The organism is Methyloversatilis sp. (genome assembly GCF_965284615.1).
Lineage (GTDB): Bacteria > Pseudomonadota > Gammaproteobacteria > Burkholderiales > Rhodocyclaceae > Methyloversatilis.
Map to the genome: position 1 here is coordinate 560,906 of NZ_OZ260098.1, position 15,917 is coordinate 576,822.

13 protein-coding genes are annotated in these 15,917 nt (G+C 67.0%); 11 read left to right on the forward strand and 2 right to left on the reverse strand.

Translation table 11 applies throughout. The features are described from left to right. Positions 1-80 precede the first annotated feature (80 nt). The 9 genes from ACQ66H_RS02760 (at position 81) to ACQ66H_RS02800 (ending at position 8,846) form a co-directional block, all read left to right on the forward strand. A complete protein-coding gene (locus ACQ66H_RS02760) occupies positions 81-938 on the forward strand; it encodes an HlyC/CorC family transporter (protein WP_430432712.1) in 858 nt (285 codons plus the stop codon). Continuing rightward, positions 935-2,395: an apolipoprotein N-acyltransferase gene (gene lnt, locus ACQ66H_RS02765; protein WP_430432713.1), complete on the forward strand. Its 1,461-nt coding sequence runs from the start codon at positions 935-937 to the stop codon at positions 2,393-2,395. The genes ACQ66H_RS02760 and lnt overlap by 4 nt, the downstream gene beginning before the upstream one ends. Positions 2,396-2,433: 38 nt before the next feature. Further along, positions 2,434-3,384 (forward strand): glycine--tRNA ligase subunit alpha, encoded by a 951-nt coding sequence (gene glyQ / locus ACQ66H_RS02770; RefSeq protein ID WP_430432714.1) that lies wholly within the window; start codon positions 2,434-2,436, stop codon positions 3,382-3,384. 74 nt (positions 3,385-3,458) lie between these two features. Then, positions 3,459-5,564 carry a glycine--tRNA ligase subunit beta gene (gene glyS, locus ACQ66H_RS02775; protein ID WP_430432715.1) on the forward strand — a complete coding sequence of 702 codons (2,106 nt, stop codon included), beginning with the start codon at positions 3,459-3,461 and terminating at the stop codon, positions 5,562-5,564. Positions 5,565-5,568: 4 nt separating this feature from the next. Beyond that, entirely contained in the window at positions 5,569-6,111 is a 543-nt protein-coding gene (gene gmhB / locus ACQ66H_RS02780; protein ID WP_430432716.1) for a D-glycero-beta-D-manno-heptose 1,7-bisphosphate 7-phosphatase, read from the forward strand. Further along, positions 6,111-6,854 carry a lysophospholipid acyltransferase family protein gene (locus ACQ66H_RS02785; protein WP_430432717.1) on the forward strand — a complete coding sequence of 248 codons (744 nt, stop codon included), beginning with the start codon at positions 6,111-6,113 and terminating at the stop codon, positions 6,852-6,854. The genes gmhB and ACQ66H_RS02785 overlap by 1 nt, the downstream gene beginning before the upstream one ends. Further along, positions 6,823-7,599 carry a M48 family metallopeptidase gene (locus tag ACQ66H_RS02790; RefSeq protein WP_019915436.1) on the forward strand — a complete coding sequence of 259 codons (777 nt, stop codon included), beginning with the start codon at positions 6,823-6,825 and terminating at the stop codon, positions 7,597-7,599. Before ACQ66H_RS02785 ends, ACQ66H_RS02790 begins: the two co-directional genes overlap by 32 nt. 96 nt (positions 7,600-7,695) lie before the next feature. Continuing rightward, the gene (gene gloA / locus ACQ66H_RS02795) at positions 7,696-8,094 is read left to right on the forward strand and encodes a lactoylglutathione lyase (RefSeq protein ID WP_430432718.1); all 399 of its coding nucleotides are present in this window, start codon (positions 7,696-7,698) and stop codon (positions 8,092-8,094) included. A gap of 98 nt (positions 8,095-8,192) precedes the next feature. Continuing rightward, on the forward strand, positions 8,193-8,846 hold the full coding sequence (locus ACQ66H_RS02800) for a laminin B domain-containing protein (RefSeq protein ID WP_430432719.1): 654 nt from the start codon (positions 8,193-8,195) through the stop codon (positions 8,844-8,846). Here ACQ66H_RS02800 and ACQ66H_RS02805 read toward each other — a convergent pair whose 3' ends face one another. Together ACQ66H_RS02805 and ACQ66H_RS02810 are read right to left on the reverse strand one after the other, a co-directional pair. Beyond that, positions 8,847-11,948, reverse strand: coding sequence for an ATP-binding protein (locus ACQ66H_RS02805; RefSeq protein WP_430432720.1), 3,102 nt, complete (start codon positions 11,946-11,948; stop codon positions 8,847-8,849). Between the two features lie 3 nt (positions 11,949-11,951). Continuing rightward, positions 11,952-12,986, reverse strand: a complete 1,035-nt coding sequence (locus ACQ66H_RS02810; protein ID WP_430432721.1) for an HD domain-containing phosphohydrolase — start codon at positions 12,984-12,986, stop codon at positions 11,952-11,954. Positions 12,987-13,190: 204 nt separating this feature from the next. Here ACQ66H_RS02810 and ACQ66H_RS02815 point away from each other — a divergent pair, with 204 nt between their 5' ends. Both ACQ66H_RS02815 and ACQ66H_RS02820 read left to right on the forward strand, forming a co-directional pair. Further along, on the forward strand, positions 13,191-14,582 hold the full coding sequence (locus tag ACQ66H_RS02815; protein ID WP_430432722.1) for a TAXI family TRAP transporter solute-binding subunit: 1,392 nt from the start codon (positions 13,191-13,193) through the stop codon (positions 14,580-14,582). 104 nt (positions 14,583-14,686) lie between these two features. Further along, entirely contained in the window at positions 14,687-15,910 is a 1,224-nt protein-coding gene (locus ACQ66H_RS02820) for an efflux RND transporter periplasmic adaptor subunit (protein ID WP_430432723.1), read from the forward strand. Positions 15,911-15,917 lie beyond the last annotated feature (7 nt).

Here is a 15,917-nt window from a genome sequence, read left to right on the forward strand (position 1 = left end):
CGGGACATTCCGGATGCCTGACTCGAAACCGACACGCTGGCCGGGTTACACTGCCGGCGTGTTCGTTTCCCGCGTCCCGCATGGACAGTAGTTCCTCACCTTCGCAGCGCCCCGGTTTCCTCGAGCGGCTGTCGCATCTGCTGATGCGCGAGCCGGAAGACAGAGAGCAACTGCTGGTGCTGCTGCACTCCGCCTTCGAACGCAATCTGCTGGACGCCGACGCCCTCTCGATCATCGAGGGCGCGCTCCAGGTGTCGGACATGCCGGTGCGCGAAGTAATGATTCCGCGCGCGCAGATGGATGTGATCGACATCGACGATCCGCTCGACAAGATCGTGCAGACCGCGCTGCGCACCGCGCACTCGCGTTTCCCGGTGATCGGCGAGAACCGCGACGACGTGATCGGCATCCTGCTCGCCAAGGATCTGCTGCGCCTCATGTCGGGTGACGACGACAGCCTGCGCGACATGCTGCGGCCAGCGGTATTCATCCCCGAATCGAAGCGTCTGAACGTGCTGCTGCGCGAGTTCCGTGCCAGCCGCAACCACATGGCCATCGTGGTCAACGAATACGGCGGCGTCGCCGGTCTCGTCACCATCGAGGACGTGCTGGAGCAGATCGTCGGCGACATCGAGGACGAGTACGACTTCGACGAGTCGGCCGACAACATCCGGGTCAACCAGACCGGTCGTTACCGGGTCAAGGCCGGCACCGAGATCGAAGACTTCAACGAGGTGTTCGGCACCACCTTCGACGACGACGCTTACGACACCGTGGGCGGGCTGGTCATCCACCAGATCGGTCGTCTGCCCAAGCGCGGCGAGGTGGTGCAGATCGACGCGCTGCGCTTCACCGTGCTGCGCGCCGACAGTCGCCGCGTGCACACGCTGATGGTCGATCGCATCGCGCCTCCGGCCGTACCGTCCGCCGTCGAATGAAGCCGGTCGTCCGACTGGCCGCTGCTGCTGCGGCTGGTGCGCTCGCGGTCGGCGGCTTCGCGCCCTTCGGCGTGTTCGCGCTGCCGGTCGTCGCGTTGGCCACGCTGCTATGGCTGGTCAACACGCTTTCTGTCCGCGCTGCAGCGCTCACCGGCTTTGCTTTCGGCATGGGCTGGTTCCTCGCCGGCGTATCCTGGGTCAATGTCAGCCTGAGCCAGTTCGGCGGCATGCCCTTGCCGCTGTCGCTGCTGGCCACCGTGCTGTTCTGCGCCTATCTTTCGCTGTTCCCTGCCGCCGTCTGCGCCGCCATGCGCGCGCTGCGACCGTCGGTGGCGCTGACGCCGTGGCTGTTCGCCGCGCTGTGGGTGTCGTCGGAGTGGTTGCGCGGCACGCTGTTCACTGGCTTCCCCTGGCTGGCCAGCGGCTATGCGCATGCGACGCCGAGTCCGCTCGCCGGCTACGTGCCGCTGTTCGGCGTGCATGGCGCCGGTTTCGTCGCCGCGCTGATGGCCGGCGTGCTCGCGCTGTTCGTGCTGCGGCGCGTCGCGCTGCGTCCGGTGCTGCTGTCGCTGGCAGCGCTGCTGGCGGTCGGCGGCCTGCTCGGCAGCGTGCGCTGGTCCGAACCGACCGGACGCCTGCTGACGGTCAGCCTGCTGCAGGGGAATATCGAACAGAGCATGAAGTGGGTGCCCGAGCGCCTGCCCGATTCGATGCAGACCTACCTCGACCTCGCGCGCGCCTGGCCGGCCGATCTGGTGGTGCTGCCGGAAACGGCCATCCCCTTGCCCTACGCTGAAATCGATCCGGCCTGGCTGGCGGCCGTGCGCGCCACCGGCCGCGACGTGCTGATGGGTGCGGTCACGCTGGGCGAAGTCAACGGCCGCCCGCGCTATTTCAACAGTGCGGTGGCGCTCGGCCACGACGATGCGCGTTACAGCAAGTCGCACCTGGTGCCCTTCGGCGAGTTCACGCCGCCGTTGTTCGCATGGACGCTGCAACTGCTGTCGATTCCGATGTCCGACTTCGGCCGTGGCGCGAAAGTGCAGCCGCCGCTGGCGCTGGCCGGCGAGCAGGTGGCGGTGAACATCTGCTACGAGGACGTGTTCGGCGAGGAACTGATCGCCGCCGCGCGCGACGCGACGCTGCTGGTCAATGTGTCGAACACCGCCTGGTTCGGTGATTCGTGGGCGCAGCCGCAGCACCTGCAGATCGCGCAGGTCCGCGCGCTCGAACTCGGACGCCCGATGCTGCGCGCGACCAACACCGGCATGACCGCGGCGATAACACCCGACGGTCGGGTCGTCGCGGCGCTGCCGCCCTTCACCCGCGCGGCCCTGCGCGTCGAGCTGCAGGGCTATCAGGGCCTCACCCCCTTCATGCGCTGGGGCAATGTGCCGGTGCTGCTCGTGGCGCTTGCCGTCATCATCCTTGCCGCGGTGCAGCGCAAAAGAGGCTGAGCCGGTAAAATCCCGCCTTTCCCTCACGGTCTGGCTCCATGTCTGCTGCACCCACATTCCAGGAAGTGCTGCTGCGTCTGTCCCGTTTCTGGGGCGAGCAGAACTGCGCGCTGCTTCAACCTTATGACATCGAGGTCGGTGCCGGCACCTTCCACACTGCCACCTTCCTGCGCGCCATCGGCCCCGAGCCCTGGCGCGCCGCCTACGTGCAGCCGTCGCGCCGCCCGAAGGACGGCCGCTACGGCGAGAACCCGAACCGCCTGCAGCACTACTACCAGTTCCAGGTCGCGCTGAAGCCGTCGCCGCCGAACATCCAGGAGCTGTACATCGACAGCCTGCGCGCACTCGGCCTCGATCCGTCGCAGCATGACATCCGCTTCGTCGAGGACGACTGGGAATCGCCGACGCTGGGTGCCTGGGGCCTCGGCTGGGAAGTGTGGCTGGATGGCATGGAGGTGACGCAGTTCACCTACTTCCAGGAAGTGGGTTCGATTCCGTGCAAGCCGGTGCTCGGCGAAATCACCTACGGCGCCGAGCGTCTGGCCATGTACCTGCAGGGCGTCGAGAACGTGTATGACTTGGTGTGGGCGCCGGGCATCCGTTACGGCGATGTTTATCACCAGAACGAGGTCGAACAGTTGACCTACAACTTCGAACATTCGAATGTCGAATGGCTGTTCCGCCAGTTCGGCGATTACGAGTCGGAGGCGAAACGCCTGATCGAGGCCGGCCTGCCGCTGCCCGGTTACGAGATGGTCATGAAGGCCTCGCACAGCTTCAATCTGCTCGATGCGCGCGGCGCGATCTCGGTGACCGAACGCGCTGCCTACATCGGTCGCGTGCGCGCGCTGGCACGGCTGGTGGCGCAGGCCTACTACGCCTCGCGCGAACAGCGCGGTTTCCCGATGGCCGACCTGAGCAGCCCGCGCCTGCGCACCTTGCTCGGCGAGGAAGAGTGCCAGCGCATCGAAGCGCTGCGTGCCGCTTGAGTTACCGCGTTCTTGCCCCGTTCCGATCCGACAGAACCGTTTTGAGGCCGCTGCGGCGGCCCTCTGGAAGAGCTATGCAAGCCACATTGCTGGTCGAACTGCTGACCGAAGAATTGCCGCCCAAGGCCCTGTCGCGCCTGGGTGAAGTGTTTGCCGACGCGGTGTTCAAGGCGCTGGTCGAGCGCAAGCTGGTCGCCGCCGACGCGCGCATGGACCGCTATGCCAGCCCGCGCCGTCTCGCGCTGACGGTGCAGGGCGTGACCGACTGCGCGCCCGACGCTGTGGTCGATGAAAAGCTGATGCCGGTCGCCGTCGCGCTCGATGCCGATGGCAAGCCGACGCCGGCGCTGCTGAAGAAGCTGCAGGCGAAGAACATTCCGGTCGAGGCGCTGCCGCAGTTCACCCGGCGCCTGGACGGCAAGAGCGAAACGCTGTTCTACGCGATGACGGTGCCGGGCGCAGCGCTCGACGACGTGCTGGCTGGCATCGTGCTCGACGCGCTGAAGAAGCTGCCGATTCCGAAGCTGATGCGCTGGGCCGACTGCGACTACCAGTTCGTGCGCCCGGTGCACGGTCTGGTGCTGCTGCATGGCGACCGCGTCGTGCCGGGCCAGGCCTTCGGCCACGCCTCGGGTCGCAGCACGCGCGGCCACCGCTTCATGGGCGAGGGCGAAGTGACGCTGGCGAACGCCGACGAATACGCGCGTGCGCTGTACGAGCGCGGTGCGGTGATGGCGTCCTTCGACGCGCGCCGCGCGCTCATCGTGCAGCGACTGGCGCACGTCTGTGGCGACATCGGCAACGGCGTACACCACGTCGATGACGCAGCGCTGATCGACGAAGTGACGGCGCTGGTCGAGAACCCGAATGTCTATGTCGCGCAGTTCGAACCGGACTTCCTGGCCGTGCCGCAGGAGTGTCTCATCCTGACGATGAAGGCCAACCAGAAGTATTTTCCGCTGCTCGATCCCCACGGCAAGTTGCTGAACCGCTTCCTGGTGGTGTCCAACATGCAGGTGGCCGACCCGCACAACATCGTGTCCGGCAACGAGCGTGTCGTCCGCGCCCGGCTGTCGGACGCGCGCTTCTTCTTCGAGCAGGACAAGAAGACGCCGCTGGCTGCACGCATTCCGAAAATGGAGGCGGTGGTCTATCACAACCGCCTGGGCAGCCAGTTCGACCGCGTCATGCGCATCCAGCGTCTGGCCACCGACATTGGCGGCCGCCTCGGCGCTGACGTGATGCAGGCGGCGCGGGCCGGTCTGCTGGCCAAGGCCGACCTGATGACCGACATGGTGGGCGAGTTCCCCGAGTTGCAGGGCGTGATGGGGCGTTACTACGCACAGCACGACGGCGAAGCCGAGGTCGTCGCGCAGGCGGTCGAGCAGCACTACCGCCCACGCTTCGCCGGCGACGCGCTGCCGGAGGGCGCGGTGGCCTGCGCCGTGTCGCTGGCCGACAAGATCGACGCGCTGGCCGGTTTCTTCGGCATCGGTCAGATCCCGACCGGCGACAAGGACCCGTTCGCGCTGCGCCGTGCCGCGCTCGGTGTGCTGCGTATACTGATGGAAACGCCGCTGCCGCTCGATCTCGCCGAACTGATTGCCGCTGCGCGCGGCGGTTTCCGCGCCGGCCAAGTGGGCGAGGGCGACGCTGCGAATTTCGAAACGCAACTGCTCGATTTCATGTTCGAGCGTCTGCGCAACCTGCTGCGCGAAGCCGGCCATGATGCGCGCGCGATCGACGCGGTGCTGGCGCTGCGACCGACGCGCATCGACCTGGTGCCCGCCAAGCTCGCAGCCGTGGTCGCCTTCTCGGCGCTGCCGGAGGCGCAGTCGCTGGCAGCGGCCAACAAGCGCATCGTGAACATCCTGAAGAAGGCGGATGGCGTGGCGGTCGGTGTCAACGCGACCTTGTTCGCCGAAGCTGCCGAGCGCGACCTGCACGCCGCGCTGACGGCGGTGCAGCCGGCGCTGCGTGCCGATCTCGAAGGTGGCCGCTACACCGAAGCGCTGACCGCACTGGCGCAGCTGCGCGCGCCGGTTGACCGCTTCTTCGACGACGTGATGGTCAATGCCGACGACCTCAAGGTGCGCACCAACCGCCTCGCGCTGCTGGGCGAGCTGGCAGCGGCGATGAATGCGGTGGCCGACATTTCCCGTCTCGAGCTGAAGGACTGAGCGGGTGAAGCTCATCATTCTCGACCGTGACGGTGTCATCAACTACGACTCCGACCAGTTCATCAAGTCGCCGCAGGAGTGGCGGCCGATCGAAGGGTCTATGGAGGCGATCGCGCTGCTCAACCAGTGGGGCTGGCGCGTGGTGGTGGCGACCAACCAGTCGGGCGTTGGCCGCGGCCTGTTCGACATGGACACGCTGGCCGCCATCCACGACAAGATGCACCGCACGGTCGCCCAGGCTGGCGGGCGCATCGACGCCATTTTCTTCTGTCCGCACGCGGCCGATTCCAAGTGCGCCTGCCGTAAGCCGAAGCCGGGCATGCTGCTGGAGATCGCCGAGCGCTTCAACGTCAACCTTGATGACGTACCGGTGGTCGGCGACAGCCTGCGCGACCTGCAGTCGGCCGTCGCTGCCGGTGCGCAGCCGGTGCTGGTACGCACCGGCAAGGGCGGGAAGACCGAAGCCGATCCCGAGCTGCCGCCCGGCACGCCGGTTCATGACAACCTCGCCGCCTATGTGCGCGCACTCACGGTGAATACCGACTGATGCCCTTCGTCCGCTCGCTGCTGTTCTTCGTCTTCCTCTTTGTCATCACGCCGCCGTTTTCGCTGATCGCCATTCTGGCGCGGCCGCTGCCGCCGCACGTGCGCTATCGCCTGATCGGGTTGTGGACGCATCTGACCATGTTCGCGCTGCGCATCATCGTCGGCCTGCGTCATCGCGTCATCGGCAGCGAGAACCTGCCCAAGGGCAAGGCGGTGGTGCTGTGCAAACACCAGTCGGCATGGGAAACGATGGCGCTGCAGGTGTTCCTGCCGCCGGTGGCCTTCGTGTTCAAGCGCGAACTGCTGCGCATTCCGTTTTTTGGCTGGGGCCTGGGCTGCATGCCGATGATCGCGATCGACCGCGGCGCCGGCAAGGACGCGCTGAAACAGGTCGAGGAACAGGGCGCCCGCCTGCTCGACCTCGGTTTCTGGGTGACCGTTTTTCCCGAGGGCACGCGCATGCCGCCCGGGCAGACGAAGCGCTACAAGATAGGCGGCGCGCGACTGGCCGAGGTGACCGGTGCGCCGGTGGTGCCGATCGCGCACAACGCCGGCGACTTCTGGAAGCGCAATGCCTTCCTCAAGCTGCCGGGTGAGATCACGGTGAGCATCGGACCGGCGATCGACACGCAGGGCTTGACGGCGGAACAGATCAACGGGCAGGCTCAAGCCTGGATCGAAAGTGAAATGCGCAGACTGTTCCCGCATCACTATGGCTCAAACCCACAGCCCGCAGCAGCTTGAATTGGCGCTCGATACGCCGGATAACGCGCCGCCGCAGCCGCGCGGTCGCCACATCGTGCTCGGTCAGCAGATCATCGAGTACGCATTGCGCCGCAGCCGCCGCAACTCGATCGGCTTTTCCATCGGTGAATCCGGCCTGCGCGTGACCGCGCCGCACTGGGTGACGCTGCCGCAGATCGAGGAAGCGCTGCGCGAGAAGCAACGCTGGATATTCACCAAGCTGGGCGAAGTGCGCGCCCGTCGCGCCCCGGTGCGCACCGACTGGCGCGACGGCGCCCGACTGCCCTGGCTGGGCACTCACGTCATGCTGCGACTCGGTGACACCTGCGCGCGCCCGCTGATCGACGACGAGGTGCTGCGCCTGCCGCTGCCGGCCGACGCCGACCACGACCGCGTGCGCGACGCGGTGTGCGGCTTCCTGCAGCAGGAGGCGCTGGCGCTGTTCACCCGCCGCGCGACCGAACTGGGCGCGCGCATCGGCGTGGCACCCGAACGTGTGGTGCTCAGTTCGGCCAATACGCTGTGGGGCTCGTGCACCGCGCAGGGCGTGATACGGCTGAACTGGCGACTGATCCATTTCTCGCCGGCGCTGATCGATTACGTGATCGCGCACGAACTGGCGCACCTGAAGGAACTCAATCACTCGCGCGCGTTCTGGGACACCGTAGCCGCCATCCTGCCCGGCTTCGAGGCGGCGCGGCGAGAGCTGCGCGCGCACCACCCGGGGCGCATCGTCGCCCCCTAAAATGAAACCGCCCCCTTACTCGCTACGCTCGTTTCCCCCGAGGGGGAGGTCAGTTCCTTCGGAACGGCCGTGCGGAACTGAAATGAGGACTCACACATGCGCATCCTTCACACCATGCTGCGCGTCGGCAATCTCGACCGCTCCATCGATTTCTACACCAATGTCCTCGGCATGCGCGAGCTGCGCCGCAAGGACTATCCGGACGGCAAGTTCACGCTGGCCTTCGTCGGCTACCAGGACGAAGCCGACGGCGCGGTGCTTGAACTGACCCACAACTGGGACACCGACAAGTACGACCTCGGCAACGCCTACGGCCACATCGCGCTCGAGGTCAACGACGCATACGCCGCCTGTGACCAGGTGAAGGCACGCGGCGGCAAGGTGGTGCGTGAGGCCGGCCCGATGAAGCACGGCTCGACCGTGATTGCCTTCGTCGAGGACCCGGACGGCTACAAGATCGAGTTCATCCAGCGCGGCACGCAGTCAGCAGGCTGAGCGGCGACTGGCAACGCACGTCCGTGAGATATTCACGTGGCGTGCGTGCCCTGCAGGTTTAGGTTGCCGGCTTCCAACATCGGAATCGGAGGTCGGACATGCGTTCCCACATCATCGCGCTGCTGCTGTCGCTCGGCGCGTCCCAGGCGGCATTGGCCGCACCGTCGAGCACCTTCGATTCCGGCAGCGACGGCTGGACGGTGTCCGACACCAATCCTCCCTTCGATTCCTTCGGCGGCTCCTTCACACCGGACTACGACGAGGAAGGCCAGTTCATCCGCTACACCGATCCGTCGGCGATGAGCTTCTTCTTCGAAGCACCGGAGTCCTTCCTCGGCGATCTGTCGGGCTACTACGGCGGTACGCTGCGCTACAGCCAGACCTTGTCGGTACAGACACCGCAATGGCGCGACGATCCGGACGTGGTTCTGGTGAACGGTGCGGGCCTGGTGCTGGTGTTCCAGCACGACAACCAGCCCGGCATTGACTGGACCGACTTCACCGTGTCGCTGGCGGAGGGGAGCTGGCGCGTCGGCGGTCTTGGCGGCAGTTTCGCCACCGCTGCACAAATGCAGTCGGTACTCGGCGACCTGCAGCGCCTGCGTATCCGCGGCGAGTACATTTCGGGGGTGGTGGAGACGACGGCGCTCGACAACGTCGCCATTACCGCCGTGCCCGAGCCTGCATCGTGGGCGCTGATGCTGTCCGGCGTGGCGCTGGTTGCCGGTGTCGCGCGGCAACGTCTCGGCTGATCAGGCCGCGACGCGGGCGGCCTGCAGTTCCGCCCGCAGTTCGGCGGCCAGGGCCTCCACCTCGGTTTCCAGCTGGTCGATCAGCAGGTCGGTGCCGGCGTCGTCCGGCGCCGTGGCGCCACTGCGTTCGAGCCGCCCGGCGATGCCGGCGGCCCGGGTGCCGCCGAAGTTGCGCACCGTACCCTTGATCGTGTGCGCCTCGACCGCAAGCGCATCGCGCGATACCGACCGTGCCTCGCGCAACGCACCCAGCATGGCCCGGTAGTCGCGCAGGAAGAGCACGATGATGTCGCGCATCAGCACTTCGTCGCCGCCCAGATTGCCGAGCGTGAACGCGCGGTCGAACTGCGTCGCGTGCATGTCGTCCGCCTTGCCGACGTTCTCCTCGCGGTGTTCGGCCGGCGCCGACGCCGGCTTCTGCAATGCCTCTTCCAGTGCGCGTATCAGTGCCGGAACCTGTATCGGTTTCGATACGTAGGCGTCCATGCCGGCGGCGAAACACTTCTCGCGGTCGCCGGCCATCGCATGCGCGGTCATCGCCACGATGGGCGTATGCCGCTCGCCGTCCTGTGCCCGGATGTGACGCGTAGCGTCGAAGCCACCCATCTGTGGCATCTGCAGATCCATCAGGATGACGTCGTAGCGGATGCAGGCCGCCTTCGCGACGGCTTCGAGGCCGTTCGCCGCCACGTCAACTTCGTGGCCCAGTCGCTCCAGCAGGCGCACCGCCAGCGTCTGGTTAACCGGATTGTCTTCGGCCAGCAGGATGTTGAGACGGCGTCCCTCGCCGCCCTCGGTCACCGGAATGCTGCGCCGCTCGCCGGTCGTGCCGGTGCCGGTCGCGGCCATCAGTGCGTTGAGCAACGCGGCGGTCTGCGCAGGCCGCGCGACAACGCCGCTGACACCGGCCGGCAGGCGGTCGGCCCCGGGCGCTTCGCCATCGTGCAGCAGGATGATGGGCAGTTCGGCGGCGCACTGCCCCTTCAGTGCGTGCACCAGGGCCCAGCCGTCGCGTGCGGCGAGGTCCTCGGCCACCAGCAGTGCGCGGAAGCACTGCGCCTCGCTCTCGGCCGCGACGATGGCGCCGATGCCCTCGTCGAGGTCAGCGCACAAGCGTGCCGCCATCTGCCACTGCGCCAGCTGTGCAGCGAGATGCGCACGCGATGTCGGGTCGGGCTCGATCACCAGCAGCGGCATCCGTTCCAGCGAGCCGCTCTCCTGCGATGCCAGTTCACCGGCGCGCGCGCTGGTCAAGGGCACGGTGAAATGAAAGGTCGATCCTTCACCCGGTGCGCTGATCACTTCCAGCCTGCCGCCCATGCGCTTGACCAGTCGTGTGCAGATCGCAAGGCCGAGACCGGTGCCACCGAAGCGGCGAGTGGTCGAACTGTCGGCCTGTGAGAAGGCGTCGAAGATGAGTGCCTGCTTGTCCGCGGGAATGCCGATGCCGGTGTCGCGCACGGCGAAGCGCAGCGTTTGCACGCCTTCGTCCTGGCTGTCGAGCGTGACCGCCAGATCGACGTTGCCGCGCTCGGTGAACTTCAGCGCATTGCCGATCAGATTGGTCAGCACCTGACGCAGCCGCACCGGGTCGCCGATGACGCCGTCCGCCACCGATGGATCGATGCGACAGCCGAGTTGGACCGGGCGGCCCGGCTTGGGCGCCAGCGTGCGCACGATGCTGCCGATCACCTCGCGCAGGCTGAACGGGATGTGCTCGAAGTCCAGATGCCCGGCCTCGATCTTCGAGAAGTCTAGGATGTCGTCGATCAGCGTCAGCAGCGTGTCCGACGACTGCTTCACCAGCGTCAGGTACTCGCGCTGCTCGCCGGTCAGGTCGGTGTCGAGCGCCAGTTCGGTCATGCCCATGATGGCGTTCATCGGGGTGCGGATTTCGTGGCTCATATTGGCCAGGAAGTCGCTCTTCGCCCGGCTCGCGGCTTCGGCCGCGTCGCGCGCCTGCATCATCTGCTCGTGCACCGCGCGCCGCTCGCTGATGTCGGAAATGAAGGCGGTGAACAGCGCGCGCCCCTTCATGTGCGTCGAGGTGATGGCCAGCTGGGCGGGAAAGCGGCGACCGCTGCGGTGGCGGATGTCCAGTTCCATGTGGTGGCCGATCACCGCGTCGAAGCGGCGGCCCAGCCACTGCAGCAGGTCGTGCTGGCCGCGTTCGCGTTCGGCAGGTGCGACCAGCAGTTCGATCACCGGATGCTGCATCGCTTCGGCCGCCGTCCAGCCCAGCATGCGTTCGGCGGCCGGGTTGTACTCGATCACGTTGCCGAAGCCGTCGAAGGTGATCACCGCGTCGAGCGCCGCACCGAGTATGGCTCCTGTCCGCGCTTCGCTTTCGGCGAGCGCGCTGCGCTGGTCGTAGAGGCTCAGCGACGCCCAGTTCAGTGCCTGCGCCAGTCGGTCGGTTTCGTGCGAACCGGTCGCTGCCGGCAGGGTTTCGCCCATTGCCAGATCCAGTCTTTCGGCAAAGTCGGTGCACTGGTTCAGCGCGGCCAGCGGCCGGCGCAGCAGCAGATAGAGGGCCGCGGAGCCGAGCAGTAGCGCGAACAGGCCGTGCAGCAGGCTGTCGTGCAGGATGTGCGCATGCACTTCGCGTGCTTCCTGCGTATCGGTCTCGGTGCGCAGCCAGACGGTCTGTCCGCCAGCCACCAGCGGCACCCAGCTGACGATGACCCGCCGCCCCGCGTCGTCCTCTGCTGCGGTGCGCGCACGCGCGATCAGGCCTGGTGGCGGGGCGTCGGTCAGACGGGCGACGGCTGTGCGCCAAGCGCCGTCATCAGCGCGCCTGAGCGCCGACATGACTTCGCCGTTGGGCGCGATCAGTGCCGCTGCCATCAGCACGGACGTGTCGGGCAGCCGTGGTCGCAGCGCGAGCAGTGCATCGCGGTCGTGTTCGATGTCGGCGGCCAGGCCGGCCGCGATGGCGCGTGACTCGGCCAGTGCGCTGCGTTCAAGCAGGCGCAGTGTTTCGTCCGCCTGTTCGCGGGCCGTGTACAGTGCGTTGCCTGCGGCGCCGATGCTGAAGGCGAGGGCGAACAGCGCGGTGATGCGCAGCAGCAGGCGGTGCGGCCCGAAGGCAAGCAGCTTCATGACTCAGTCGTCCCGGAAGCGCGCCCGGATCTCCTGCACTTCCTCCCAGCGTCCAAGCATGGCGTCCACACAGCTCGGATCGAAGTGCAGGTTGCGTCCAGCGGCGAGAAAGTCGCGTGCCCGTGCGACCTCCCACGCCTTCTTGTAGGGGCGCGACGAGGTCAGTGCGTCGAACACGTCGGCCACTGCGACGATGCGCCCAACCAGCGGGATCGCTTCGCCGGCGAGGCCCTTGGGGTAGCCGCTGCCGTCGAACTTCTCGTGATGGCTGAGTGCGATCGTCGCCGCCAGCTGCATGTAGGGCGACGCCGAGTCCTTCAGGATTTCGTAGCCGATGGAGGCGTGCTGCTTCATGATCTCGAACTCGTCCGGGTCGAGGCGGCCCGGTTTGAGCAGGATGTGGTCCGGTGTGCCCAGCTTGCCGACGTCGTGCATCGGTGCGGCGATCAGCAATGCTTCCTGCATGTCCGCGTCGAGACCCATTTCGCGTGCGATCAGCGCCGAGAAGTGTGCCATGCGCAGAATGTGTGCACCGGTCTCCGGGTCGCGGAACTCGGCCGCGCGCGCCAGCTTGTTCAGCGTCTCGCGCTCGCGCTCGAATATTTCGGCAGTGGCGCGGCGGACCTCTTCGGCCAGTACGCGGGCATGGTTCGCCAGCACGACCTGGCTGCGACGCAGCGACAGCATGTTCTTGACGCGGGAGGTGAACTCGACACGGTCAACCGGCTTGGTCAGGAAGTCGTTGGCGCCGGATTCCAGCGCGCGGTAGCGCACTTCGCGCTCGTGGTCGGCGGTGACCATCAGCAGCGGCGTCTGCGTGCGCGCCAGATTGGAGCGGAAGCGCCGGATGAATTCGATGCCATCCATGTCCGGCATCATGTAATCGACGATGACCAGATCAGGGTCTTCGCGCATGCAGTGTTCGAGCGCCTCGGACGGCGACAGGAAGCAGGTCGCTTCAACGTCCGGCAGCTTGCCCAGCAGCGCAGACATCAGAACCAGATTCACCTGCGCATCATCCACGACCACTACATTCATCCAGGGCACCCCGTGTGCGTATCTTGTTCGATGTGCGGCGGTGCCCGATCGGCCCGCCCGATCCATCCTTTCCGCACGAAGGAATAACGGCGCCGCGTGCGGGCGACTTTAGACGGCCAGGATCGCGGCTGACAGAATGAAACACACGTGCGCGAGGGCATCCGGCCGTGCACGAGCCCGGTCTGCGCGCTACCCTACTGCCCGATGAATGCTCCGACGCCCTATACGCTCCGTGCTTCCGCGCTGCGCAACTGGCTGCGCCAGCTGTCCTTCCGCGACATGTTCGCGCTCGGCGTGCCTGCGCTGCTCATCATCGCCGCCGGCTTCTGGTTCGCTGCCCGCTACATCAAGCCGGCGCCGCCCGATCAGACGACGATCTCCTGCGGCGCTCAGGGTTCAGCGTATGAATCGTTCTGCGCGCGCTACAAACCGCTGATCGAGCCCTTCGGCGTCGGCGTGAAAGCGCTCGAAAGCGCCGGTTCGATCGAGAACCTGAAGCGCCTGAACGACCCGGAGCAGACCGTCGATTTCGCTTTCGTCCAGGGCGGCAGCGCGGAAGATCACCCGCCCGGGCTGCTGTCGCTCGGGGCCGCCTATTACGAACCGGTATGGGTGTTCTACCGCGGCCGGCCGGGGCTGGAGCGGCTGGATCAGCTGAAGGGCCTGCGCATCGGCGTCGGGCCCGAAGGCAGCGGCACCCGCCACCTTGCGCTGCAGATGCTGGCCGCGCACGGCATGGCGGACGACAGGCGGCGCCTGCTGCCGTTGAGCGGAATCGCCGGCGTCACCGCGCTGCGCGACCGCCGCATCGACGCGCTGGTCGTGGTTGGCGCGGTGCACTCGGCCAGTGTGTGGGCGCTGCTCTATTCGGACGGGATTTCGCTGATGAGCATGGCGCAGGCGTCCGCCTATTCTCGCCGCTTCCCCCATCTGACCATGCTCACGCTGCCGCGTGGCGCCATCGATTTCGTGCGCGACATTCCGCCGAAGGACGTGTCGCTGGTGGCGACACAGGCTTATATGGTGGCGCGCGAGGACACGCATCCGGCGCTGATCGACCTGATGCTGGGCGCGATGAAGCCGGCGCATGCCGAGGCCAGCGTGTTCCAGCGACCCGGCGAGTTTCCAAAGCCCGACGGCGGCGACTTCGAACTGCATCCGCGCGCCAAACGCTTCTACGAGGTCGGTCCGCCTTTCCTGCAGCGCTACCTGCCGTTCTCGATCGCCAACCTGTTCGATCGCATGCTGGTGCTGCTGGTGCCGCTGCTCGCGCTGGCCCTGCCGCTGTTCAAGATCCTGCCGCAGCTCTACGTCTGGCGTGTGCGCAGCAAGCTGTACCGCTGGTACGGCGAACTGAAGGACGTCGAACGTCAGGCAATGCTGCCGGACACGAAACGAAGCCGGGCCGAGTGGTTGGACGACATCGACCGCATCGAGGCGGCGGTCGCGCGCATCACGGTGCCGCTGGCGCATTCCGATTATCACTACCAGCTGCGTGCCCACATCCACATGGTCCGGCGTCAACTGCAGGGCATACCGGAGGGCACCGCGCCGGAGAATCCGCCGTCCGCAGGAACCGAATCGGCGCCGTTGTGACTCAGTGACAGTTCATCCGCCATGCGCCAACACCGCGCATGAGGCAAATTTACAAACATTCGTGCTTGTATATAATTGCAGGCCGAATTCAGGAGAGTTCCCCGATGCCTGTCCGCTCCGCGGCCGCCGTGCCTGCCTCGCGCCCGATTTCCCGCCTGGCCGTGCGCCCGGGACGCCGACTTTCTCCGCTCCACACCTCTTTCGGTTTCGTCGTGCTGATCGCTGCAGCACTGCTGCTGTCCGCCTGCAGCGGCGACAAGTCCGCGCAGCCGGCCGCCGCGGCGCCGCAGGCGATGCCGGTGACCGTGATTGAAGTGGCGCCGACGCAGGCGCCGCTGGTGGTCGAGGCGGTGGCGCAGGCCGAAGGTGCGCGCGAAGTCGAAGTGCGGGCGCGCGTCAGCGGCATCCTCGAAAAGTGGCTGTTCCGCGAGGGTGAGCCGGTCAAGGCCGGGCAGATGCTGTTCCGTATCGAGCGTGCACCGTTCGAGATTGCGCTGGCGCAGGCCAAGGCGCGTCTGGCCGAAGCGCAGGCGGTCGAGGAACAGACGGCACGTGAAGCGCAGCGTCTGACCGGGCTGGTGGCAGAGAAGGCGATCAGCCAGAAGGAATTCGATGACGCCCGCTCGGCGACTGCCGTGGCCCGCGCCGCGGTGAAGTCGGCCGAGGCAGCGGTGCGCGAGGCGGAGCTGAATCTGAGCTACACGCAGGTGAGCGCGCCGGTGGCCGGGGTGACCGGCCGCGCCCATCGCTCGGAAGGTTCGCTGGTGAATACCGGCAGCGACAGCCTGCTCACCACCATCGCGCAGATCAATCCGATCTGGGTGCGTTTCAGTCTGTCGGACAACGATCTGGCCGCTGTGCCGGGCGGGCGGGCCGCGGTGCGCAGCTTCCGCGAGGTCGAGCTGCAGCTGCCCGACGGCAGCATCCTGCCGCAGCGTGGCCGCATCAATTTTTCCGCCAGCCGCATCGATCCTGCGCTGGGCACGCTGGAAATGCGCGCCGAGTTCGCCAATGCCGACGCCGTCGTGCTGCCCGGCCAGTTCGTCCGCGCACGGGTGATCGCCGGTGAGCGCGACAATGTGTTCCTGGTACCGCAGGCTGCGGTGACGCAGACCGAAAGCGGTCCGGTGGTGATGCTGGCGAATGCCGAAGGCAAGGTGGAGCCGCGTCCGGTCAAGCTCGGTCAGTGGCAGGGCAAGGACTGGGTGGTGACCGGCGGCCTGCAGGCTGGCGACCGCGTCATCGTCGATAACCTGATCAAGCTGCGACCGGGTGCGCCGGTGGCGCCGCGCGCGGCGGGTGAAGCCGCGCCGCCGGCGAAGTCCTGAAGGAGCG

Coding starts and splice junctions, on each gene's coding strand:
- ACQ66H_RS02760 (WP_430432712.1), top strand. CDS start 81: ATGGACAGTAGTTCCTCACCTTCGCAGCGCCCCGGTTTCCTCGAGCGG.
- lnt (WP_430432713.1), top strand. CDS start 935: ATGAAGCCGGTCGTCCGACTGGCCGCTGCTGCTGCGGCTGGTGCGCTC.
- glyQ (WP_430432714.1), top strand. CDS start 2,434: ATGTCTGCTGCACCCACATTCCAGGAAGTGCTGCTGCGTCTGTCCCGT.
- glyS (WP_430432715.1), top strand. CDS start 3,459: ATGCAAGCCACATTGCTGGTCGAACTGCTGACCGAAGAATTGCCGCCC.
- ACQ66H_RS02785 (WP_430432717.1), top strand. CDS start 6,111: ATGCCCTTCGTCCGCTCGCTGCTGTTCTTCGTCTTCCTCTTTGTCATC.
- ACQ66H_RS02790 (WP_019915436.1), top strand. CDS start 6,823: ATGGCTCAAACCCACAGCCCGCAGCAGCTTGAATTGGCGCTCGATACG.
- gloA (WP_430432718.1), top strand. CDS start 7,696: ATGCGCATCCTTCACACCATGCTGCGCGTCGGCAATCTCGACCGCTCC.
- ACQ66H_RS02800 (WP_430432719.1), top strand. CDS start 8,193: ATGCGTTCCCACATCATCGCGCTGCTGCTGTCGCTCGGCGCGTCCCAG.
- ACQ66H_RS02805 (WP_430432720.1), bottom strand. CDS start 11,948: ATGAAGCTGCTTGCCTTCGGGCCGCACCGCCTGCTGCTGCGCATCACC.
- ACQ66H_RS02810 (WP_430432721.1), bottom strand. CDS start 12,986: ATGAATGTAGTGGTCGTGGATGATGCGCAGGTGAATCTGGTTCTGATG.
- ACQ66H_RS02815 (WP_430432722.1), top strand. CDS start 13,191: ATGAATGCTCCGACGCCCTATACGCTCCGTGCTTCCGCGCTGCGCAAC.
- ACQ66H_RS02820 (WP_430432723.1), top strand. CDS start 14,687: ATGCCTGTCCGCTCCGCGGCCGCCGTGCCTGCCTCGCGCCCGATTTCC.